At 59.2% G+C, this 23,839-nt stretch carries 17 protein-coding genes; 9 read left to right on the top strand and 8 right to left on the bottom strand.

Going from position 1 to position 23,839, the window contains the following annotated elements; translation table 11 throughout:
* Positions 1 to 18: 18 nt before the first annotated feature.
* From rfbB to A3AU_RS01000000135435, 4 genes are read left to right on the top strand one after another with little or no spacing between them, the layout of a single operon-like run.
* Positions 19 to 1,089, top strand: coding sequence for a dTDP-glucose 4,6-dehydratase (gene rfbB, locus A3AU_RS0114510; protein ID WP_027053488.1), 1,071 nt, complete (start codon positions 19 to 21; stop codon positions 1,087 to 1,089).
* Positions 1,086 to 1,994, top strand: a complete 909-nt coding sequence (rfbD, locus tag A3AU_RS0114515) for a dTDP-4-dehydrorhamnose reductase (RefSeq protein WP_027053489.1) — start codon at positions 1,086 to 1,088, stop codon at positions 1,992 to 1,994. The genes rfbB and rfbD overlap by 4 nt, the downstream gene beginning before the upstream one ends.
* The gene (locus A3AU_RS1000000140120; protein ID WP_154674589.1) at positions 1,991 to 6,496 is read left to right on the top strand and encodes a glycoside hydrolase family 99-like domain-containing protein; all 4,506 of its coding nucleotides are present in this window, start codon (positions 1,991 to 1,993) and stop codon (positions 6,494 to 6,496) included. Before rfbD ends, A3AU_RS1000000140120 begins: the two co-directional genes overlap by 4 nt.
* Positions 6,493 to 7,476, top strand: a complete 984-nt coding sequence (locus tag A3AU_RS01000000135435) for an NAD-dependent epimerase/dehydratase family protein (RefSeq protein WP_051355357.1) — start codon at positions 6,493 to 6,495, stop codon at positions 7,474 to 7,476. The genes A3AU_RS1000000140120 and A3AU_RS01000000135435 overlap by 4 nt, the downstream gene beginning before the upstream one ends.
* A gap of 90 nt (positions 7,477 to 7,566) precedes the next feature.
* On the opposite strand, the gene A3AU_RS1000000137875 is transcribed toward A3AU_RS01000000135435, so the two are convergent.
* From A3AU_RS1000000137875 to A3AU_RS0114555, 5 genes are all read right to left on the bottom strand, one after another.
* A complete protein-coding gene (locus A3AU_RS1000000137875; protein WP_081709533.1) occupies positions 7,567 to 8,628 on the bottom strand; it encodes a glycosyltransferase 61 family protein in 1,062 nt (353 codons plus the stop codon).
* A 192-nt stretch (positions 8,629 to 8,820) separates the two neighbouring features.
* Positions 8,821 to 9,522: a hypothetical protein gene (locus A3AU_RS0114540; protein ID WP_154674590.1), complete on the bottom strand. Its 702-nt coding sequence runs from the start codon at positions 9,520 to 9,522 to the stop codon at positions 8,821 to 8,823.
* A 44-nt stretch (positions 9,523 to 9,566) separates the two neighbouring features.
* Positions 9,567 to 10,307 (bottom strand): class I SAM-dependent methyltransferase, encoded by a 741-nt coding sequence (locus A3AU_RS01000000135440; protein ID WP_051355358.1) that lies wholly within the window; start codon positions 10,305 to 10,307, stop codon positions 9,567 to 9,569.
* A 58-nt stretch (positions 10,308 to 10,365) separates the two neighbouring features.
* Positions 10,366 to 11,109, bottom strand: a complete 744-nt coding sequence (locus A3AU_RS0114550) for an ABC transporter ATP-binding protein (protein ID WP_027053491.1) — start codon at positions 11,107 to 11,109, stop codon at positions 10,366 to 10,368.
* 7 nt (positions 11,110 to 11,116) lie between these two features.
* Entirely contained in the window at positions 11,117 to 11,908 is a 792-nt protein-coding gene (locus tag A3AU_RS0114555) for an ABC transporter permease (protein ID WP_027053492.1), read from the bottom strand.
* A gap of 653 nt (positions 11,909 to 12,561) precedes the next feature.
* Between A3AU_RS0114555 and A3AU_RS0114560 the strand changes: the two genes are divergently transcribed.
* Entirely contained in the window at positions 12,562 to 13,494 is a 933-nt protein-coding gene (locus A3AU_RS0114560) for a glycosyltransferase family 2 protein (protein WP_027053493.1), read from the top strand.
* Between the two features lie 201 nt (positions 13,495 to 13,695).
* Here A3AU_RS0114560 and A3AU_RS0114565 read toward each other — a convergent pair whose 3' ends face one another.
* Complete coding sequence (locus tag A3AU_RS0114565) at positions 13,696 to 15,147, bottom strand: phosphomannomutase (protein ID WP_154674591.1); 1,452 nt, start codon at positions 15,145 to 15,147, stop codon at positions 13,696 to 13,698.
* Between the two features lie 444 nt (positions 15,148 to 15,591).
* On the opposite strand from A3AU_RS0114565, the gene A3AU_RS0114570 reads away from it, so the two are divergent.
* Positions 15,592 to 17,583 carry a nucleoside-diphosphate sugar epimerase/dehydratase gene (locus tag A3AU_RS0114570; RefSeq protein WP_027053495.1) on the top strand — a complete coding sequence of 664 codons (1,992 nt, stop codon included), beginning with the start codon at positions 15,592 to 15,594 and terminating at the stop codon, positions 17,581 to 17,583.
* Between the two features lie 109 nt (positions 17,584 to 17,692).
* Positions 17,693 to 18,247, top strand: coding sequence for a sugar transferase (locus A3AU_RS0114580; protein ID WP_027053496.1), 555 nt, complete (start codon positions 17,693 to 17,695; stop codon positions 18,245 to 18,247).
* On the opposite strand, the gene A3AU_RS0114585 is transcribed toward A3AU_RS0114580, so the two are convergent.
* Together A3AU_RS0114585 and A3AU_RS01000000135445 are read right to left on the bottom strand one after the other, a co-directional pair.
* The gene (locus tag A3AU_RS0114585; RefSeq protein WP_027053497.1) at positions 18,226 to 19,179 is read right to left on the bottom strand and encodes an NAD-dependent epimerase/dehydratase family protein; all 954 of its coding nucleotides are present in this window, start codon (positions 19,177 to 19,179) and stop codon (positions 18,226 to 18,228) included. The two genes, A3AU_RS0114580 and A3AU_RS0114585, sit on opposite strands and share 22 nt — an antisense overlap.
* Positions 19,180 to 19,198: 19 nt before the next feature.
* Entirely contained in the window at positions 19,199 to 20,503 is a 1,305-nt protein-coding gene (locus tag A3AU_RS01000000135445; RefSeq protein WP_032917385.1) for an O-antigen ligase family protein, read from the bottom strand.
* Between the two features lie 487 nt (positions 20,504 to 20,990).
* Here A3AU_RS01000000135445 and cysD point away from each other — a divergent pair, with 487 nt between their 5' ends.
* A complete protein-coding gene (gene cysD / locus A3AU_RS0114595; protein ID WP_027053498.1) occupies positions 20,991 to 21,896 on the top strand; it encodes a sulfate adenylyltransferase subunit CysD in 906 nt (301 codons plus the stop codon).
* A 2-nt stretch (positions 21,897 to 21,898) separates the two neighbouring features.
* Entirely contained in the window at positions 21,899 to 23,836 is a 1,938-nt protein-coding gene (cysN, locus tag A3AU_RS0114600; RefSeq protein ID WP_027053499.1) for a sulfate adenylyltransferase subunit CysN, read from the top strand.
* The last annotated feature ends 3 nt before the right edge of the window (positions 23,837 to 23,839 follow it).

Consider the following 23,839-nt stretch of genomic DNA (forward strand, 5'->3'; position numbering starts at 1 on the left):
GGGCATGGGGGCAGCGGCATGAATTTTCTGGTGACAGGCGGAGCTGGCTTCATCGGTTCGGCGGTGTGCCGGCATCTGTGCGCCAATCCGGCCTACCGGGTGACCAATCTCGACAAGCTGACCTATGCGGGCAACCTGGCTTCGCTGCGGCCGATCGAGAATGCCCACAATTATCGCTTCGCCCAGGCGGACATCTGTGACGACAGGGCGGTGCTCGATCTCCTGCGCCGCGACGACATCGACATCGTCATGAACCTCGCCGCCGAGAGCCATGTCGACCGCTCGATCGACGGACCCGGCGCCTTCATCGAGACCAACATCGTCGGCACCTACAAGATCCTCAATGCCGCCCTCGAATACTGGCGCGGCCTGTCCGACGACAGGAAAAGCCGCTTCCGCTTCCATCACGTTTCGACCGACGAGGTGTTCGGCGATCTGCCTTTCGACGGCGGCATGTTCGTCGAGGAGACGCCTTACGCGCCGTCCTCGCCCTATTCCGCCTCGAAGGCGGCCTCGGACCATCTGGTGCGGGCCTGGCACGAGACCTATGGCCTGCCGGTCGTGCTTTCCAACTGCTCGAACAATTACGGTCCCTATCATTTTCCCGAAAAACTGATCCCGCTCGTCATCCTCAATGCGCTCGACGAAAAGGCGCTGCCTGTCTACGGCGCTGGCGCCAATGTGCGCGACTGGCTGTTCGTCGAGGATCACGCCCGAGCCCTGGAACTGGTCGCCACCAAGGGCACGCCGGGCGAGAGCTACAATGTCGGCGGCAATTCGGAACGCACGAACCTCGCCGTCGTCGAGACGATCTGCGACCTGCTCGACACCAGGCGTCCCCGCGCCGGCGGCCGGCGCTATCGCGAGCTGATCTCCTTCGTCACCGACCGCCCCGGCCACGACCGCCGCTACGCCATCGACGCGTCCAAGATCGGCCGCGAGCTCGGCTGGGCGCCGAAGGAAAATTTCGACAGCGGCCTGGCTAGAACCGTGGACTGGTTCCTCGACAACAAATGGTGGTGGGGGCCGATCCGCGAGCAGCGCTATGCCGGCGAGCGGCTTGGCGAGGCGCGCAAGGAGGTCGTGTGAGGCTCGTTGTCACCGGGCGCGAGGGACAGGTCGTGGCGAGCCTCCTGGAGGCCGGCCAGCGCCGCGCCGATGTCGAGGTCATCGCCATTGGCCGGCCGCAACTCGATCTGACCCGGCCCGACACCATCATCGACGCCATCGCGGCGGCCAAGCCGGATATCGTCGTATCGGCCGCCGCCTACACGGCCGTGGACCAGGCCGAGGACGAGCCCGATCTGGCTTTTGCGGTGAACGCGACAGGCGCCGGCAAGGTGGCGCAGGCTGCTGCCCAGCTTGGCGTTCCGGTCATCCATCTTTCGACCGACTATGTCTTTGACGGAACAAAGATTGGCGCCTATGTCGAAACCGATGCGACGGCGCCGCTCGGAGTCTACGGCGCCTCCAAGCACGCGGGCGAGCAGGCGGTGGCCGCCGCCAACGCGCGCCATTTGATCCTGCGCACCGCATGGGTCTACAGCCCGTTCGGCAAGAATTTCGTCAAGACCATGCTGCGCCTTGCCGCCGACCGCGACGAAATCTCGGTGGTGGCCGATCAATGGGGAAACCCGACATCGGCGCTTGATCTCGCCGACGGGATCCTGCATGCGGCGGCCATGCTGCGTGGCAACAAGAGTTTTGGCGCGTTCGGCGTTTATCATCTGACCGGCACGGGCGAGATCAACTGGAGCGGCTTTGCCCGTCATATCCTCGACACAAGCCTGAAGTCTGGTGGCCCTTGGGCGCGGGTACGGGACATTAGTACGATGGATTATCCGACCAAGGCGCGCCGCCCCGCCAATTCCCGGCTATCAAGCGCAAAATTCGCCTCCGCCTTGGGCTGGACGGCGCCGGACTGGCGGCAATCGACGGAAACGGTGGTGCACCGGCTTCTGGTTGGCAATACGACACAGGCATTGACAGCATGAACAAGCACCCTTTGCCGGAGCGGCAGACTGCTGGCGAGGCGGGACCTAGAGTGCGCCCCGGGAGGAAGGCCAAGCAAGCTGGAGCACAAGGCAGCTCACTTCGTGACCTATACCAGGCCCATGGCGGCAAAGTTTCGGACAAATGGTCGATCTATCTTGAAACGTATGATCGAATTTTCGCGCAATATCGAAACAAGCCGGTTCGGATTCTGGAAATCGGCGTCCAGAACGGCGGTTCACTCGAGATCTGGCGGCAATATTTTACCGAAGCAGAGCTCGTTCTAGGCTGTGACATAAACGTGGCATGCGCCAAACTGGTTTTCGATGACAAGAAAATCGGAGTTGTTGTCGGTGACGCAAATACGGACGAGGTAGAAAAAAACATTACGGTGATTTCCAAGGAATTTGACATTGTCATAGACGACGGATCGCATACGTCATCCGATATAATACGCTCCTTTGCTCGCTACTTCCCTCACCTTTCAGAGGGCGGAATTTATGTAGCGGAAGATTTGCATTGCAGCTATTGGCAAGAGTTCGAAGGCGGTCTCTACGACCCTCTTTCCTCGATGTCATTTTTCAAGCGCCTTCTCGATGTGGTCAACTATGAGCATTGGGGGCTGAACCGTGGTCGAGTGGAGGCTTTGGCCACCTTCACCGAAAAGCATAAGGTCGCCTTCGATGACGCTGCTCTGGCGTCAATCCATTCCATCGAATTCCTGAACTCGCTCTGCATCGTAACGAAGCGACCGATCCAGGAAAACGTCCTGGGTTCTCGCCGCGTGCAAGGCAGGATCGCCATCGCCGATGGGAGCATGATTCCCCTTGACGGCACCGAGAACAAGGCGATCGATCAGGTCGGGAATCCATGGTCGCTGAACTCGGTGACCATGGAAGAAGAAATTGAGACCAACAGAGAGTTGGAGGGAGGGCAGGGGGCGCAGATCGAGGCTTTATCCAGCGAGCTGATCGATGCGCGTGCGGGTATCAGGGATCGCGAGGACGAGATCGCGCAGGTGAGGGCGCAAGCCGTCGCCAGAGCTGAAGAGATCCAGATCTTGCAGGAAGAATTGTCGGCTGCACAGGAGATGACTGGCAGCTTGCTCGCTGACCGGGACAATGCGCGCTCCGAGGAAGCCCGGTTACATGGTGTTCTGGATGCCGTTTATGCCAGCACGTCTTGGCAAATCACAGGGCCATTTCGAGGGCTTGGGAACCGCGCCCGCGCCATCGGTAAGGCGCCCGCCAGAGCTCGGCGCATCATGGCGCGCTGCGCTTACGGCTGTTGGCACAATCTGCCGCTACCCATGGGCGCGAAGAGAAAGTTGAAGAACACGGTTTTTTCGCACTTTCCGTCACTGTTTGGCGTGACGAACGCCTACCGTGCCTGGAGAAGCTTGGAGGCGCCAGATGCCCCGCCTGGCGCAGGCTCACAGGCGGTTCTGTTCAGGTCTGGCCCGAGTCTTGCGCCAGAACCGGTCTACGTGCCGCGTATCGCCGCGCCGCCATTGCTCCAGAAGCCGGTGCGGGTGATCGCATTCTATCTACCTCAGTTCCACCCGATCCCCGAAAATGATGAATGGTGGGGGCAGGGCTTCACCGAATGGACCAATGTCAGGCCCGCTCAGCCGCAGTTTGTCGGCCACCATCAGCCGCATGTGCCGGAGGGGCTCGGTTACTATGATTTGCGCGATCCCGCTGTGCAGCATCAGCAGGTCGAATTGGCAAAGCTCTATGGCGTGGAAGGCTTCTGTTTTTACTTTTATTGGTTTGGCGGCAAGCGGCTGCTGGAAACGCCGCTGCAAAACTGGCTTGAGGACAAGAGCCTCGATATGCCGTTTTGCCTCTGCTGGGCCAACGAGAACTGGTCACGCCGCTGGGATGGCATGGATCAGGAGATACTTGTCGCTCAGGATCATTCTCCCGAGGACGATCTCGCCTTTATCGCCGAGGTGGCTCCTTACCTTCGCGACTCCCGCTCCATCCGCGTCGACGGCAAGCCGGTGCTGCTCGTCTATCGGCCAAGCCTGCTTCCAGCGGCGGCGGAGACTGCCCGGCGCTGGCGGACATGGTGCCGGCAGAACGGCATTGGCGAGATTTTCCTCGCCTATACCCAATCCTTCGAATCTGTGTCTCCCGACCGCTACGGGTTCGATGGTGCAGTCGAATTTCCGCCGAACAATTCAGCACCACCAAACGTCACACACACTGTGACGCCGCTGCACGGGGATTTTGCCACGACCGTCTATGACTGGTCGGCCTTCCCGCAACGCAGCGAGAACTATCCCGCCCGCAAATATAAGCTCTTCCGTTCGGTTTGCCCTGGCTGGGACAACACGGCGCGCCGTAAGCGCGGCGGCACCGTATTCGTCAACAACACACCCGCGCTCTACCGCAAATGGCTCGACAACGCCATCGAGGACACACTGGCTCAAGTCGAAGAGCCGTCCGAGCGATTGGTCTTCGTCAATGCCTGGAACGAGTGGGCGGAAGGCGCGCACCTGGAGCCCGACAGTGCCAACGGCTATGCCTATCTGCAGGCGACCCGAGACGCTTTGGAGGCGGCGGGCGGAAAGGGCAAACCCCGGATCGTGATCGTATCCCACGACGCCCACCCGCATGGGGCGCAAGTGCTGGCGCTGGCAATGGCTCGCGAATTTGGAGAGTTGCGATACGATGTGGACATGATCGTACTTGGCGACGGGCCCATGATGCCGCGCTTTGCCGAAGTTGCCTCCCTGCATCGCATCGCCCTCGACAGAGAATCGTCGGAATCGGTGCGTCGGAAGGTGGAAGCGATACGGACCGCCGGTGCCGATATCGCCATTGTCAACACCACGGTATCTGGCTTGATGGTCCCCATCTTGAAGGAAGCGGGCTTCCGTACCGTCTCGCTGGTTCACGAACTGCCGGGGGTGCTGGAGTCCTACAGCCTGAACAGGCATGCTGCGGCCATCGCCGAACACGCTGACAAAATCGTTTTTGCAGCGCCTGTCGTCCAATCTGGCTTCGAGCGCTTCCTCGGCGAACCGCTCAGGCAGGCATTGATCCGTCCTCAGGGCCTTGTCCGGAAAAACCCATTTAAGGGCCGGTCCGAGGAAGCGCGTCGTCTCGTTTGCAGCCAGCACGGCTTTGCACCGGACACCCGGTACGTTCTTGCGGTGGCCTTTGTGGACCACCGGAAAGGGCCGGACCTCTTCATCGAAGTGGCAGAGGAAGTTCTTCGCTCGCATCCCGGTACGGCATTCATCTGGATTGGTCATTTCGACCAGGGGATGCAGGAAACGATCGAGACGCTTCTCGCCCAGAAGGGGTTGACGGATAGCGTCAAGTTCGTCGGGTTTGTTCAGGACCCGATGGCGTACTATGCGGGGGCATCCATATACGCATTGACGTCCCGCGAGGATCCGTTTCCGAATGTCGTGTTGGAGTCCGCGGAAGTCGGTGTCCCGGTCGTGGCCTTTCAGGAAGCTACCGGCGCGGCCGATTTCATCGTCGAGAACGGAGGAAGGCTCGCCAGAAAGCTCGACGTCGAAGATTTTGCGATCCAGCTAAGGGAAATCTTGGACAGGCCTGGCCAGCAGGACCTCGCTGCGGTCGGATCAATGCGCCACTATCTTATGGATCTCCTGCACTACGCGACGGGGTTCCAGCGCGTATCGGTGGTCGTCCCGAATTACAACTATGCGGACCACTTGCCGCAGCGGCTCAGGAGTGTCGCGAACCAGACTTATCCGATTTATGAGCTTATCGTGCTGGACGACGCCTCGACGGATCGAAGTGTCGAGACCATAAACACCTTCCGCGCCGAGCACGGCGCATTGGGTGCGGAACTGGTCATCAACAGCCAGAACTCGGGATCGGCCTTTCATCAGTGGGCGAAGGGCGTGGGCCGTAGCCGTGGCGATCTGGTCTGGATTGCGGAGGCGGACGATTTCGCCGAGCCCGGCTTTCTCGAAGAGCTTGCGCCGGCATTCGCGGATCCGTTGCTCGTGCTTGCCTATAGCCAATCCGGGCAGTTGGACGGCAAGGGACGCGTGCTCGCGGAAGACTATACCGACTACACACGCGACATCTCTGATGATTGGTCGTCCGACTATACCAGGAATGGCCACACCGAGATCAGCGAGGCGATGAGCGTCAAGAATACAATTCCGAATGTCAGCGCGGTCGTGTTCCGGCGCCTTGCGATCAGCAGGGCGATCACCGAAATCGGCGACGAGTTGTTCAGCTATCGCATAGCAGGAGATTGGCTCGTCTACCTCAGGGTGTTGCTGCAGGGAAAGATGCGATTCAGTGCGAAGCAGCTCAACTGGCACCGGCGTCACGCCCAAGGCGTGACACAGTCCGAAGTGGCGGAAAAACATCTGGACGAGGTGCGGCGGGTGCAGGAGGCAGCGCGCTCCCTTGTGTCAGTCTCCGCCGAAACGCGTCGGAAGGCTGATGCCTGGCTGCGGCACGTTCGCACCTATCTCGGTGTCAAAGGTTCGGATGCGGCATGACGCAGGAGCGCCCGCAACCCGCCGGCAAGCGCAGGAAGGCGGTTATCCTCGGGGCCTCCGGTTTCATAGGGATAAACCTCGCACGGACCCTGGCGCAGCAGGGCTTTGAGATTGTTTGCTTTGCCCGCAATGCGTCCGCACACTGGCCTGCCGGGAGCAGCGTCATTCTCGGTGACCTGACCGCTCCCCCGCGCCAACTCTTCGCAGCGATGGAAGGCTCCATGGTCTTTCACTTGGCCAGTTCCACGCGCCCCACGGCAGCAACTGACATGGCCGTTGCGGAGATCGAGGCCAACCTGATTGCCACGGTGGGGTTGCTTGAGGCGACCAAGGGATCGGGCTGCCGATGGGTTTTTTCTTCGTCGGGCGGTACTGTTTACGGCCAGACCGACGATTTGCGGATATCCGAGGAACACCCGAACGTCCCAATATCATCCTACGGCACGGTCAAACTCGCTATCGAGCGATATTACAGTCTCTACCGGACTCTGCATGGCGTCGAGAGCGTGATAGCGCGGATTTCGAACCCTTTTGGTCCGCATCAGTCGGCGGCGAAGGGGCAAGGATTGATTGCGGCCCTGTTCGACAGGATCGCAGGCCGAACCCCGGTGACGATATGGGGCGATGGCGAGAATGTGCGCGACTATGTCTATATCGACGACGTCGCGGAGGCGCTGGTATTGCTGGGCCTTGGCGGACGAGCCGGCGAAATCTACAATGTCGGCTCCGGCGCAGGCACGAGCGTGATCGAACTGGTGGCAAAGATATCCGCCATTCTCCGCGTTCCGGCAAAACTTGTTTATGCCCCCGCCCGTGGGGTCGATGTCCGCCGGAACGTTCTCGATATACGGAAGATCGAACGCGAACTCGGCTGGCGTCCGACTCATACGCTCGATGAGGGAGTGGCTCTCACCTATGACTGGCGACAGGGCCAAAGCTCAGCGGGGCAATTTCGCGATCCCGGGCAAAGGCTGGCTTAGTCAGGGGATTAGCCACGTTTTTGTTGGGGTTAATAGGGATCCATGCGGTGCACCGAAATGCAGGACAAGGAATGATCATGGTCCTCATTGCTATGATCTAGCTAACTCGATAATAGAGGACGAGATATCATTTGCAGAGCGAGGCGTTACTCTAAATCCAGGTACAAAGACAAGGTCTTGACCGCAAATTCCGCAAAGCTCAGACTGAATTCTATCAGCAACACTCTTTTCTGGTTGATCCCCAATCTCAATTACCTGTGTTTCTCTCCCCATGAAGACTGAATTGTGCAGAACGCTGCCAGTAAATCCGATCAAGGTCTTTGCCCTCGAGATAGCCATAACTTGCGCCTCCGCAGTCATACTTTGAGGCAGAATGGCTTGGACCCCTTTGTTGGCGAGCGTCTCATAGACCGCTCGTTCTGAAGGATGCCACCGTCTATGATCTTCCGACCTCATGACCAGCACAGTCTCGTCGCGTCGATCCTGCTCAAAGGCGGAGCGGATTCTCTGGTATACGCTGGATATCGCTGGGTGAATTGACGGACTCGCAGTACCAAATGAAGTCAAACGCTGGGGCACGTAAAGGGACTTAGCCAAGACAGGTTTGGCGGTGACGATTATTCGGCGCTTACCCCATCCCGCGGCGTTCAGTATCGGCGCAACGTGTCTTTCATAGCCGTTCGTCCATTCGTTCTGTGCGGTAATCTCCCATGGCGAGAAGACGACCGGAACCTTTGGAAGTTCATTGGTGACTGCAGCGCTGGACAGCGTTTCGATCAGGAAATGACCCCAAGAGTAAAAGAAGTGCCCGCCATAAATGGCCTCCTCGAGTTGTAAGGGGTCGGCTGTCGGCTCAACACTTCGGGAGATCGGGATGTCGGGTCTGTAGGTATAAAGAGGTGACGCTGGTCGTAAGGAATGAAAAACGAGAGCCCCGGCACTATCATAGACCGCTCCCTTGTACGTCATCGAGGCTTTGTCAAAAACCGTCTCGGTCACTGTAGCATACGCAATCGCTCGATAGCTGGGCACCAGGTCATGACGAAACGCCGACTGGACGCATGCCGATTCGTCAAAAACAGCGGGCTCACTCGGCGTGGCCGGGAGGTGACGACGTCCCCGAATAAACTGCAATATTCTAGACACAGACATCCCTTTTTCCAGCCGACTGGGGTGGACTCAACAATCACGCCCGTAGTGGCCTTAAGTTCCAAATTTCCATAAATCTCAGTTCTGCTCAAATACGAATAAATAAACTGCTGGACGGTGCGCAGCGATCATATGGTGGATTTCAGTCCATGGTGTGGCATCAGCTGTGCTAAGCCATCAGTTGTTTAGTCGTATTCAACTCACCAATGGGTCGACCAAACTCCGCAGCAAGGAGGCGGGGGTGTGGCCCCCGTACACCCTGTCTTCGACCGAAGCCCAGAGCGGATTGTTCGCATAGAGGGTACTAAGATCCTCTTCTGTAAACCAGAACTCGGTGTTTCTTATATAGGGTGGCGTAACATTTGACCTGTATCGTATCAGGGCATCGGCAACGTCGGCTTGTTGAAGATCGAACGCCTTCGCTACGTCGGCGGCTAGATGCTCCGTACGAAGCCAATGGTGAACATCCATGTTGAAGAGGTCCATGTAGTCATCGGCGGAATTAACGTAAGTTCCATCGAAACATTGGCCGCGGATAATCATTTCGCGGGTAGCAACCAGGTGTTCGTTACGCGTCGCTTCGAAGATAACCATGCTCATAATCCATGACGGCAAGCGGCGAATACAAGCAAACACCCGCTTTCCAGATGGGTCGAAACTGGGATCAGCCGCTTGGCGCGCGGCTATAGTGTGATGCCATCGACCGCTCACATCGTCGATATCGTCGAACTCAATGGCAGGCCTGCCTTGTAAGAGGTCGCGCAACACCAATTCCAAGGTAGTTCCAGCGCACTTGGGGAAATGAAGCCAGATAAAGTCTGGACCTATGATCATATCCGCTCCTGTACCGCCTTTTATCCCTCGATTCTTGGTATCGGTAATCAATTGAGCGATCAAGCGGTTGAAGCCTCGTTCACCAGTTTTCAGCTTCAGCCTATCCTCTATAGCCAAAACAGCTTGGTGATCTCTTCGTGCGATTGGAGGTCGGCGCTCTTGGTCAAGGCGAGTCGCGAGTAAAATTCCTTAAGCGCTTTGCCGTCAACCTCTATGAATTCCCTTACGATTGAGAAGTAGCCATCCAAAATGGTTGACGAATCTGGATCCAGGTTCGTGATTGCCACCAAGCCGGTCGGAGGACAATCCAAATACGTGATCTGCAGGTCAGGTCTGTACTTTCGTAACGCAGGGAGGATCTTCCAGACATCTCCTGCCCAAGCGCCACGAGTGTGAACACGGCTAATCATCTCGGTTGTGGTCGGGAGGCAGTCATGCAGTAAGATAATGGAATTCTTTCCGCAATATCTTTCCGTGTTGGAGAAATCTCTCAGAAGATACTCGAATCGATGCATTCCATCGAGGAAGGCAAGTTCGATAGGCCGCCTCAAGTAGTCAATCGGGGAGTGGTCGCGAAAGAAATCATCGCTCGGCATCTGGAACATATGCAGAGAAGGTTTGGAGCCGATTACGTTTTCGGCAAGCCTGAATTGAGGATCGACGGCAACGCTGGCGCATTTCATCGCCTTGAGGGATACTCCAGCATCAGTTCCAATCTCGAAATACGCCCTAGGATTAAGAAATGTTGCGAGAATATCTATCATCTTGGTATAAAAGATGCCTCCGTGGCTAATGAGAGTGCCATTATTATTTACACCAAATGCGTTCATGGCGGCCTTTTCCTTCATGAGCGGGTTTCAAATTACGTGGGCCGAATGACCAGGTCAGATGATCCCGGAAACAGGATTACGACGACTTAGCCACAGCTCCAACGCGCTTAACCGGCTCTGTCGTGAACGATTCAATTCGGCCGCTCCTGAGCGTCAGTTTCTTCGTGCACACACTTTGTATGAGCGCCTCACTATGGCTCGCCAGCACGATGATGCCAGCCTTTTCCGCCAGTTCGTCCATGCGCCTTTTGGCTTTCTCCTGGAAAGAGGCGTCGCCGGCGCCGATCCACTCGTCCATCAGCAGAATCTCGGGATCAAGCGCTGTCGCTGCGGAAAAGGCCAGTCTGGCGGCCATGCCTTGGCTGTAGGCCTTGAACGGCAGATCGATGAAATCTCCCAGCTCGCTAAAGGCGATGATGTCCTCCATCTTCTCTTCGATCTCGGCTTCCGTCCATCCGCTGATCAATCCTCGCAGCACGATATTCCGGCGGCCGGTGGCCTCGCGGCGGAAGCCTATGTTGATGTTGAAGAGGGCGTCGACTTTGCCTTCGATGTCGACGCTTCCGTCCGTTGGCTCGTATATGCCGTACAGCACCTTGAGAAGGGTGGTCTTGCCTGCTCCATTAGGGCCGACAAGGCCCAATCGGTCGCCGGCCTTGAGGTCGAAACTGACTCCATCGAGCGCCTGCACAAACTGCTTTCTGCCCGAGCCTTCGATTCTACCGCCTGGCCCGGCCACGCGCCGGTCCGGCGCGGAAAGCGTCAGCTTCTCGTGCAACTTGTAAACAAGGCTAACGTTGTTCAGCTTGATAGAGACCATCGATAACTCAGATAAGGAAGACGATTTGCTTGCGATATCGGCCAAGCAGCAGCAAGGCAATCGCCCATGTAAATAACGATGCGAGGATCGTTACAGTGAAGGCGTGAGCCGGAAACTCTCCATTTATGATCGGCAAACGGACGATCTCCAGAAAATAGGTGAACGGGTTCCACTCGTAGGCGTATTTTTGGATGGGATCTTGGCTGTTGTTCATCCAGAAGACGGGCGTGAAAAACATGCCGACCCGCAACAAATTGCCCACGATGAACTGGCTGTCGGGAAAGAAAGCCCCAAGAAACGCGAACACGGTGATAAGGGCTGGCGTGGCGAACAAAATCAACAGCAATCCTGCCAACGACCAAAGCCATGGAGTGGCGACCGGGGAGCCGCTAAAGACCAGAATGGCGACGCAACCTGCGATCGCATAGCCGGCTCTGATGACGGACTGCAAACCCAGTCGCATCACGTACACGAACAAGGGCAGCGTCGTGCCTTCTATAAAGCTTTCCTCGCGTTGAAAAAGCGACACGCTCATGGACATCACTTCCATGAGGTAGAACCATACCAGAAGGCCGATCGCGACATAGGCGGAATAACCCGCCGCATCTCTGCCGGCTGGCTGGAAGACGAAGACGAACGTTCCCACGAACGCCACGTAATTGACCAGCAGCCAAAGCGGTCCGAGAGTCGTGCGTCTGTGCTGGTCGCCGATGTCCTCATGGGCCAGCGCGATCCAGACCCTGTGCAGCCTCATGGCCCTGGAGATGTCGTCAAAAGCGCCGTTTAGTGCCGCAATCATCGTTGGAGGTATCGCAATCTCTTATTCTGGCGCATTATCTTCGCCGGCCATAGCGAACCACCAAGCCCCTCTCCTAATAGCCATTTCAAGGAGCCCATGGCAACGCATTGCGTCGTAACGAGGTCGGGAGCAGAGTCAACTGCGGCAAACGAGATACACGCTGACGTTGCGGGAGCGTACAAATCGCCGGGCTCCCCGCGCACTCGGCAACAGCTGGCACAGAATAAGGGCGCCAACCCCACCGTTACCAGTCGACCTGCCGAAAAAACCGCTAGCCCTGCTCCCAGGTCCGCATTATGCGTTACGGGACGGCGGGGTCGGGGATGGCATTTTTAGATGAGTGACCGGCCACGAATGATCTTCGTGTTCGCACTTTATGGCGCTCATGTCCGCAAGCCTGGAGTTTAGTACGGCCTAATGAATGCTTCCCTGAAAGCCGTGTTCGGACCCGAAACCGAGATACGGCGCGCTTTCTCCACAATACAAAATCTAAGCATGGTCGTTCGCGGCCCCGCAAAACTCGACATCGAGACAAGGCTAGCCCCAACGCCGATAGCCCAAAGCGCCGGCAGGCGACCCAAGGCGAGCTCAGTTTCCGACAACGAGCGTGATGCCGTCGGATATGACACTCTCAGACCAGGTGTTTGACATCGGTGGATAGGGCAGATCTGCGCATAGCTGTGCTGATGGGCACGAGGGACGGCGCCGCGTTCATTGAGGAGCAGTTGCAATCCCTGCTTGCGCAGTCGCATCCGCTCATCGACCTTTGGATTTCGGATGATGGCTCCGTCGACGGCACGGTTCCCATCATCGAGGGTTGGAAGTCTCGCTGGACAAAAGGTCGAATCACCTTGGTGGCGGGGCCGCGCCAAGGATTCGCCGCTAATTTCCGGTCGATGATCCTCGATCGGCGCATCGATGCGGACTTCTATGCCTTCAGCGACCAGGACGACGTCTGGGAGCCGGACAGGCTCGAAAGCGCCATCCAATGGATGCAGGCCTTTGATGCCGAAACTCCGCTGATGTTCTGCTCGCGAACCGCGACCATGATCGAAACGGGAAGCCTGGTCGGCCACTCCCCATTGTTTCGGCGGCCGCCATCCTTCCGCAACGCGCTCGTGCAAAGCATCGCCGGCGGCAACACCATCCTGCTCAACCGCGCGGCACGCGATCTGTTGGCGAGGGCTTCGGCACGCACGGGCTTCGTCAGCCACGACTGGTGGGCCTATCTGGTTGTCACAGGCGCCGGCGGCGTTGTCCACTACGACCCGCGGCCGCTGGTGCGCTACCGGCAGCACGCGGCGAACCTTGTCGGCGCCAACGTGTCGTGGCGGGCAAGGGTCTCGCGGCTTGGGCGCCTGTTCAAGGGCGAGTTTGCCGACTGGACCGATCTCAATCTTGCCGGTCTGGCGGCCAATCGCGACCTCCTTACGCCGGATGCCATGGCATGCCTCGACCTGTTTGCAAGCGGCCGGCAGGGCAGTCTTTTCCAGCGTCTGCGCACTCTGCCCGCGAGCGGTGTCTATCGGCAGACTCTTGCCGGGACCCTGGGGCTCTATCTCGCATTCGTCCTGGGTCGCATCTGAAATCGAACCGTTTCAAGGCGCGTGGTCGGGCGGTGCCCCCCGTGTTCTATCGGCCCGAGCGTTTCTTCATTGTCACAAGGTGACCGCGATCGCGATCTTTTTTTGGGGAACGCCGTGCTGTTCTCGCATGAGGCCTGCGAACGCAGTGACCGCCGTCGGAAGGCGCCAGCGCGAGAACCATCTTCACAAGACGGCCGCTGTTTAATCCGCGGATGCGATTGCCCGCGCCCTTTCAAGCGTCAACGCCACGATTGCCGTCGCTCTGTCCTGGTTCGCGGCCTCCGAATAGCACCGGAGTTCAGGCGCGTTGCCGGACGGCCGCAAATGAATGATCTCACCAGTCTGCATTCGCGCCCTGAGGCCGTCGGTTTCATCGACGTCTGCAACAGTCCCGAAAGGCGCCAGAAACTGCTGCAGTGCATCCCGATCCGCTAGTCTTTCCATCAAACCGCGCGAACTTTCCACGGGAAAGTTCTCGAGGCGCTCGCTGGCGCACGCCGGAAGCTTCCAAAGCTCGCGCTGACGCGACAGCGTATTTCCCGTCGATGCAACCAGGCCGAGGACGCAGAGGATGGGGAGCATCGAATCCCGCGTCGGCAATGCCGCCAACGTCTTTCCGTGCAGGGGACAATCTGACCCGAGGAGAACGCCGCCATTGGCCTCAAAGCCGACAACGATCCGACCGGCACGGTACGAGGCTTCCATGGCTTCTATGACAAAGGGAGATCCGACCTTCGTTCTCACCACCTCCAAACCGAAGGCTTTCGAAATACCCGAATTGGAGGTCACCGGCGTCACCACGACGTCTGCCCGCAAGAACAAAGCCGTGGCGAGGCCGATCAGGTCGCCGCGAAAGAGATCGCCGTTCTCGTCGGCGATGAGCGGCCGGTCGGCGTCGGCATCTGTCGACACGATGGCGTCGAGGTTGAATTCCCTAGCCCAATCTTTGAATTTCGAAAGTGTGGCCGGGCTCACGGCTTCGGTGTCAACAGGCACGAAGATGTCCGACTTGCCGAGAGGCGTCACGCTGGCACCAAGGGATTGGAGAATCTCGACCAGCAGGTCCGCCGCGACCGAACTGTGCTGATAAACGCCGACTCTCAGGCGTGAAAGCGAGCCGGCCTCCAATATATCGCCGGCGCGCGCGCGGTAGGCCGCCATCGCCTGGTCGTGATGTACCGGAAAAGCCGTTTCTATTGACGGCGGCGCGCAATAGGAATCCGATCTCTCGGCGGCGTATCGTGCCATGGCCGCTTCGTCGGCCTTGCTGATCTCGCCGTGCGGGCCGTAAAACTTGATGCCGTTGCGATCAGAGGGAATATGCGAGCCCGTGACCATAAGTGCCGCTGCGCCATGCTGCTTGCCGTAAAGCGCCAAAGCCGGCGTTGGAATGGCGCCACAATCGATCGGTTGAAGACCACTTGCCGCCAGGGCTTTCATACAGTTGGCGGCGATGGTCGGGCTGCTGTCGCGTAAGTCACGACCTATCAGCACCATGGCCCCGGGCTGAATCCCGCCGGCAGCCAGGCGCCAGGCGAAAGCCTCGGTGTAAAGTCCACTCGGTCTCCCGACGAGTTCCGCAGCCAAGCCTCGAAGGCCACTCGATCCAAATTTCATCATTTCGCTTTGGCCGGTGAGAGGGAAGGCCGTCATATTGCAGCAGGTTCCTCTGTCAACCAAAAATCGCTTCGACGGTCACCCGGCGTTTCCTAGAGAACTTCAAAAATATCGATGAACGAAAGCGTTGACGTAGCGCTGCAGAAAGGATGTCAAGCCGCAGCCAATTTGTGTCGCTGACCTGCTCGTGACAACAGCGTGAACCTTAAATCTTTCCGACGGTTACCTGAGTTGCCTGTCAGTTCTATAAGCAATGGCTACTTTTGTGCTTGCTGTTGCGCGATATCTTTGTCGACGTACCTCGTCCAAATCAACGGCCTGTGAAAAAATCTCTGGCGACGGCCTCAACTCCACGCTATGCGATAGAGGCGGCGGGGGCCGAGGATTTGACGCTAAGAACAGGCGGCCGGCGACGAATGGCATTCGGTCTGGCGCGGGATTGGTGTTGAAGTTCTCATGCCCGGAGTTCAGTACTAGCCAATGACTTCCTATGTAAATGCCGTATCCGGATTCCGGCCGAAGATGCGGCGCGCCATCATCATGGTCCAGGACATGGTCATGGTCCTGATCGCCGTGGCGCTTAGTCTTGTCCTCTCCAGGTCAGACCTTTCGTTCGATGCATTCTCCGACGAAGGCTTTGCCACCTGGGCCGGGGTCGTTCTCATCAGCCATTTGCTGTTTCGATATTGTGGTCTCTACACCACGATCTGGCGCTTTGCCTCGACCCCTGACTTTTTCAACATTCTGAAAAGCTGTGCGATTCTGACGGTCGTGCTTTATGCTGTTTCGCTGGCGTCCCGTTTCTTCCAGCCCGTGGCTGGCCTCAACGAGCGTCAATTCATCGTCTTCTTCCTCGTTTCCTTCACCATTATATCGGCGCCTCGGCTGTTCTACCGGTTCCTTCGCGACGGCGCGAGTTGGGGCATCGTCACCCTGAAGACTGATAAGGCGCAGGCCAAGCGGGCGCTGTTCGTCGGTCGGCTCGGCGAAGCCGACCTGATCATTCGCTTCACGCGCACGGCGGAGCCGGCCGACTATTCCATCGCCGGCATCATGGCGACCGAGCGCGGCGCACCCTTGGGCACACGCATTCGAGGTGTTCCCGTGGTGGCGTCCCGGCCACGCCTCATCGATGTGCTGGAGGACTATGCCGCCGGCACCAAGAGCATCGACCTGGTTATTTTCGGCAGCGGCGTCGAGCATGAGATCGAGGAGTATTCCGAGCTTGTGCGCATCGCCCGCCATGGCGGCATGGCCGTCTTCCAGTTCTCGAGGCTTTCGCAGCTGGGGCAGGAGGGAAGGATCGTTCTCGACGAGGTCGAGATGGAAACGATCCTGCGCCGCCCGACGGTGCCGTCCGATATCGAACGCATCGGTGCCTTTGTCGGCGGCAAGCGTGTCCTGGTGACGGGAGGGGCCGGGTCCATCGGCCGCACACTGGTCAAGCGGTCGCTGGAACTGGGGGCAGGGGCGGTGCTGGTCGCCGACAATTCCGAGTTCGGCATCTTCCAGTTGAGCCAATATGTCGACGAGAGCGACCATGATCGCCTGAAGGTCCGCATCGTCGATGTCGCGGACCGGCGCCAGATGACGCGTGTCGTCACTGAGTTCAAACCGGACATCATCTTTCATGCCGCGGCGCTCAAGCACGTTCCGCTGCTCGAGGAGAACTGGGAATCGGCAATTCAGACCAATGTTTTCGGCACGCTTGTCTGCGCTGAGGTTGCCGCCAAGTGCGGCGTTCCGCAGTTCCTGCTCATATCGAGCGACAAGGCCGTGGATCCGACCTCGGTGCTTGGCATCACGAAGAGAGCGGCCGAGCAGCTCGTCAGTTCCCTGCACGAAAGCCACACGATCGCGTCGGACGGGCGCCGTTCCGGTACCAAGTTCATAGCTGTGCGGTTCGGCAACGTATTTGGCTCCAATGGTTCGGTGGCGACGATCTTCCAGGCGCAGATCGAAGCTGGTGGTCCGGTCACCATTACCGATCGGCGCATGACGCGATATTTCATGACAGTGGCGGAAGCCGTCGACCTCGTCATCATGGCCGCCGCCGACGCACAGTCGCGCAACGGCATGGACGACTATGCCATCTACATGCTGGACATGGGCAAACCCGTGCCGATTCTCGAAGTCGCGGAAACCATGATCCGCATGGCCGGCAAGACGCCCTATGCGGACATCCCGATCCGCTTCACCGGCATCAGGCCCGGTGAGAAGCTGCATGAGACGCTCCAGGGCGCCAATGAAGAGATCATTACGCTCGACATCGCCAAGATCTTCGGTCTCAGGACCGATGTCGTGGCGTGGCCGGCGGTCCAGTCCGCGCTGGCTGCGCTGCAGGCGGCAATGAAGAACCAGGATAAGGCCTCCGCCCTTGCCGTGTTGGCCGAACTCCATCGGCCGCAGACTCCGGCGCCGGCCGACACGCGGCAGCAAACTGGCCCCAGACCAGTCGGGCAAGCAGGTTAGAGACGTTGCAGCGGGCGGTTGAATGGCGAGATTGTTGCCTGGATATCGATCCCGCGGCTCGCGCTGCCGCCGTTTCGCACTTTCCTGGAATTGTTCGCGTGATCAGGGAATGGCCGTGAACGGACTGAAGCGAGCCTTCGATCTCGTCGGGACAGCCCTGCTGTTGTTGGTGACGTCGCCCATTCTATTGCTCTGCGCCCTTGCGGTGCGCGCATCCTCGCCAGGTCCTGTGATTTTTTCGCAAATGCGGGTTGGCCGCGATGGTGCGTTGTTTCGCTGCCACAAGTTGCGCACGATGGTCCAGGGAACGCCGTCCTTGCCCTCACACGAGGCGCCACCGAATGCCGTGACCCCGGTCGGAAGGACCTTGCGGAAATTCAAGCTCGATGAACTGCCGCAATTCTGGAATGTCCTGCGGGGCGAGATGAGCCTGGTCGGGCCGCGCCCTTGCCTGCCGACGCAGACGGAACTGATCGAGCGTCGAAGGCAGCTGGGGGTCTTGGAGGTACGTCCGGGCATTACCGGCATGGCCCAGGTCAGGGGCATCGACATGTCGAACCCGCGGCTTCTGGCCGAAACGGATGCCGCCTATCTCAGGAGGGCGTCGTTCTGGCTCGACCTTCGCATCCTGTTCGCAACGCTCTACCGCAACGGCGGCGATTGAGCGTTTCCAAGCCGCGCTATCTCGGCCAGCCGCTCCAGCGTGCCGGTTTCCGGCAGCCAGCCTTCGGACACGAGCAGGGACGGGTCGCATATCTGCGTTGCGGTCATGCTGTCCCAGGCCGTCCGTTTGCCCAGGAGGATCGCGGCTGCCCGCAGCGGCCAGGCCGGCCCGGCGATCAGGCGCTTCGGCCGTCCGAAACCACTGCGAAAGGCGCCGACGATGCCAGCGATCGAGACCGGCGGCACATCGCTGGCAATATAGATCGGGCGCAGCGGTCCCGAACGGTTCAGCAGATGCCATATCGCTCCTGCCGCGGATTGCGATGACAGCAGCGAGCGTTTTCCCGTCAGTGCGCCTTTCGGCAGCGGCACGCTTGTATCGGCCAGGCGCATCAACGTCGCCAGGTTTCCTTTCATGCCGCTTCCATGGACAGGGGGCAGCCGCAGTACGGTGGCGTCGGAACGGCCGCGCGATGCATAGGCGTCCAGAACTCCGATCTCCGCTTCGCGCTTCGAGCGCCCATAGGCGCATTGCGGATCGGGTATCGTGTCCTCGTCGATCGTTGCGCTGACGCGCGCGCCGATCACCGCCCGGATCGAGGAGAGCTGGATAAAGCGTCCGCTTGCCTGTTCGGCGGCGGCTTGCGCCAGCCGTGCGCTCAATTGCGCATTGGCGGCTCGAAAATCGGCTTCGGTGGCGTTGCCTTCATCATTGTTGAGGCCCGCGCAATGGACGACATCCGTGACATCCCTGGTAAGCGCCAGGAAGGCAGCCACCGGCGTATCGAACTCTGGCATCAGCACTGCGTCATGTCCCGGACCGAGCCTTTCCGGATGCCGGGATGCGAGGCGAAGCTCCGCCCCCGCCTCACGAAGCCGATGCACCACTTGGCGGCCGATAAAGCCCGTCGCGCCTGTAACCAGGACTTTCATTGGCTTTGCCCTGAAACGGCTATTGGGTGGCCGGTAGAAGCGGCCGATCTTCCGTCGCTGGCGCAAGTGCTTGGTCCTGCGGCAACGGAGCCTGACGTCCGGAGGCAAGATAGGTTCCGGACACCAGGAAGACCATCAGCACTGAATCCAGAATGTCGTGACCAACCAGGATGCCCGTCATGCCGGCCGTGAGATAGGTGATCACCACGATGACGATCATCGTAGCGCCAAAACGTTCGATCGGATCGGCGCTTTTTCGCAGGACTTGTGCGGCATTTCTGGCTGCAACGACAAAGATCGCCGCCAGCGTCACCGCTCCCAGGATTCCAGCCTGCACCAGGGCCGTCAGAAAGCCGTTGTGGAAATGATTGAAACCGGCATCCATCCCGAACTGATCCCGAAAACCCCGTCTTATCAAGGATTGGGTGGCACCCACGCCATGTCCAAACCATGGAGTCTCCCGGAACGCCTTCAGGCCTATGTCCCAAAGGGCAACCCGGAATCCCAACGAGGTGCTGTAATTGCCCTGTGCCCCAAGCCCATCCCAGTCGGCGCGAAGAAAGTCGACGCGCCCGGATATGGTCTGGAAGCCGACAGCAGCGACCACGACGCCGACCGCCGACAACAGCAACAGCAGGCGAACGGCATTCCTCCCTCTCAGCCGCTGCTGGTTGATTGCTAGGACCGCAATGCCGGTGAGCAGTAGCGACAGCCATATGATGCGCGTACCGGAATAGACGATGGCGATCGTTCCGCCGAGCGCAGCGCAGATAAGGACGTTCCTGTGTCTCTCGATACCCGACAAGGCCGCAGCCACACAGACCATTACGGCAAGGCAGAGGACCTCCGCGAACACGATCGCATTGCCGGCCCCACCCTTAGCCCTCATCCCAAGCCCATATTGCTGGATAACGGCCAGCAGCAGCGCAGCAAAACAGGCTGCCATGCTGCTGAGCACGATGACCCGGACAAGCGTCGTCTTCTGGGTGATGCTCCACGTCGAATAGGAGATCGGGAAAAGCAGGAAGGTGACGAGCGGGACCAGGCGTAGCGCATCCCTGGCGATCGCACCGTTGACAAGGGAAGCCACCAGATTGGCGGCGCAATAGGCATAGATCGCGATCGTCAGCGCCATCATCGCAGGGTCGACATTGAAACGTCTTTTCCTGAAGGCGACCAACAGGACGGACCACAGGCCTCCCCCATTGAACACGAAGCTGACAGCCGATCCCAGAACTGGGGGGCAAAAGAAGCATAGAATGGAGAAGCCGATATTGACCCGGGAAGGCGTGAATTGCTGTCGCAGGGATGAAAGCCGGCTCAAGTCTCGGGCTCGCTATTTCTTGGGCATCTTTCATTGCGGCGCGCCTTGCTTGACGAGTGCGCTCGCCTCGAAATTACCCGTCCTCCTGATGCACCTGCCATCGTCCCCGGGCTGGTATAGCGGCTGGGCGGTCTCTTCGATAGTGTGCGAGGTCAAATTGCCGCTCGAAAACCGCCATCCGGTGCCGGCCGATCAGGGGAGGCTCGCGGACGATTTACAGTCGGTCTATTCAAGCAATATTTTTCCCGCTCTTTCGCCTCGGCAGACCCCGGGAGGAGAAATTTCCGGGATCCGCCGAAATCATGGAAAATTCATTCTCGAACTGGTCGCTGCCGGGCTCGTCTTGCATTGTTCTGCCGTGCGCCGATCTGCTAGAACGCCCGCACGAAACACTTTGTCCAGAAGCAAAGCTTGAACCGGGCGCAAAAAGCTCGTTGATTTGACGCAAGGCCTTCCGGCGCAAGGCACGAGAGAACGCTCACAGTCCATGACCATAGCACTTACGCATCTGCAGCGGCTTGAAGCTGAATCCATCCACATATTCCGCGAGGTTGCGGCCGCCTTCTCCAAGCCGGTGATGCTCTATTCGGTCGGCAAGGATTCATCCGTGCTGATGCATCTGGCTATGAAGGCATTCTATCCGGCCAAGCCGCCGTTTCCGTTTCTTCACGTCGACACCACCTGGAAATTCCGCGAAATGATCGCTTTTCGCGATCAGATGGCCCAAAAACTCGGCTTCGACCTTCTGGTTCATGTCAACGAAGACGGCGTGCGCGACAACATCAATCCGTTCGATCACGGCTCGAACACCCACACCCATGTGATGAAGACCGTGGCGCTGCGCCAGGCGCTCGACAAATATGGTTTCGATGCCGCCTTCGGCGGCGCCCGCCGCGACGAGGAGAAGTCGCGCGCCAAGGAGCGCATCTTCTCTTTCCGCAATGCCCAGCATGTCTGGGATCCGAAGAACCAGCGGCCCGAGATGTGGAAGATCTTCAACACGCGCATCGCATCGGGCGAATCGATCCGCGTCTTCCCGCTGTCGAACTGGACCGAACTCGATATCTGGCAGTACATCCTGCAGGAGAACATCCCGATCGTGCCGCTCTATTTCGCCAAGGAGCGGCCGGTGGTGGAACGCGATGGGATGCTGATCCTCAATGACGACGATCGCATGAAACTGCGTCCCGGCGAGACCGTCGAGAACCGGCTGGTGCGGTTCCGCACTTTGGGCTGCTATCCGCTGACCGGCGCTATCGAATCCGCCGCCGACACGCTCGAAGCCATCGTCGGCGAGATGCTGACCGCGCGCACCTCCGAGCGCCAGGGTCGCCTGATCGACCGTGATGAGGCTGGCTCGATGGAAAAGAAGAAGCGCGAGGGGTATTTCTGACCATGCGTCACATCATGGCAAAAAGCCTCGCCCCGACCGACAGCGTCCGCGACTATCTGGCCGCGCAGGAGAAGAAGTCGCTCTTGCGCTTCCTGACCTGCGGTTCGGTCGATGACGGCAAGTCGACGCTGATAGGACGCCTGTTGTCCGACACCAAGCAGATATTCGAGGACCAGCTTGCCGCGCTCGAACGCGATTCGCGCAAGCACGGCACCACCGGCGACGACATCGATTTCGCGCTGCTGGTCGACGGCCTCGAGGCCGAGCGCGAGCAAGGCATCACCATCGATGTCGCCTACCGTTTCTTTGCCACGCCGAAGCGCAAGTTCATCGTCGCCGACACGCCCGGCCACGAACAGTATACCCGCAACATGGCGACAGGCGCCTCCACCGCCGACCTAGCGATCGTGCTGATCGATGCCCGGCAAGGGGTGCTGCGCCAGACCAGACGCCATTCGATCATCGCCTCGCTGCTCGGCATCCGCCACATCGTGCTGGCGGTCAACAAGATCGATCTCGTCGATTTCGATCAGGCTATTTTCGACCGGATCGTTGAAGACTACGGACAATTCTCGCGCGATCTCGGCTTCCAGAGCATCGTGCCGATCCCGATGTCGGCTCGCTACGGTGACAATGTCAGCGGCCGCTCCGACAACATGCAATGGTACTCCGGCCCGACGCTGATCGAGCACCTCGAGACTGTTTCGGTGGAAGAGGCCGCTGTCGAACTGCCGTTCCGTTTTCCGGTGCAATACGTCAATCGCCCGAATCTCGACTTCCGCGGCTTCGCCGGCACGATCGCGTCAGGTGCCATCGCACAAGGCGACGAGGTCGTCGTCGCCAAATCCGGCAAGTCGTCGCATATCAAACGCATCGTCGCTTATGGCGGCGATCTCAAGCAGGCGGTGGCCGGCCAGGCGATCACGCTCGTTCTTGACGACGAGGTCGAGGTTTCCAGAGGCAATATGCTGGTCTCCCCGGCCGCCCGGCCGCAGGTCGCCGATCAGTTCGCCGCCAACATCGTCTGGTTTGACGAGCATGCGCTGTTGCCGGGCCGTTCCTACATCCTGCGAACCGAAACCGACCAGACCAGCGCCACCGTCACCGACCTGAAATACCGCATCAATGTCAACGACTTCGCCCATGAGGCGGCCAAGTCGCTTGAAATGAACGAAGTCGGCATCTGCAACATCTCGACGCGGGCGCCGATCGCCTTCGATCCTTTCGCGGAGAACCGCACCACCGGCGCCTTCATCCTGATCGACCGCATCAGCAATGCCACGGTCGGCGCTGGCATGATCGTGCATTCGCTGCGTCGCGCCGAGAACATCCACTGGCAATCGCTCGATGTCGGCAAGCGCGTGCGCGCCGACATGAAGAACCAGCGGCCCGCCGTCTTCTGGTTCACCGGGCTTTCGGGCTCCGGCAAGTCGACCATCGCCAATCTGTTCGAGAAGAAGCTGTTCGCCACCGGCCGGCACACCTATATCCTCGACGGCGACAATGTCCGCCACGGTCTCAACCGCGATCTCGGCTTCACCGACGCCGACCGCGTCGAGAACATCCGCCGCGTGGCTGAAGTGGCCAAGCTGATGGCCGATGCCGGGTTGATCGTCATCGTCTCGTTCATTTCGCCCTTCAGCGCCGAGCGGCGCATGGCACGTGAGCTGATGGCCGATGGTGAATTCATCGAGGTGTTTGTCGATACGCCGTTCGAAGAATGCGCCAAGCGCGATCCGAAGGGCCTCTATGCCCGCGCGCTGAAAGGGGAGATCAAGAACTTCACCGGTGTGGATTCGCCTTACGAAGCGCCGGAAAAACCGGAAATCCATCTGAAGACGCTCGGCAGATCGGCGGAAGAGATGGTAGATGCCCTGGAACACTGGCTGAACGAGCGTGACATTGCCGAAGACCAATATGACAGTGGCGGCGGTATCTGACGA

Origin of the sequence: Mesorhizobium erdmanii USDA 3471 (genome assembly GCF_000472705.1) — a bacterium.
Lineage (GTDB): Bacteria > Pseudomonadota > Alphaproteobacteria > Rhizobiales > Rhizobiaceae > Mesorhizobium > Mesorhizobium erdmanii.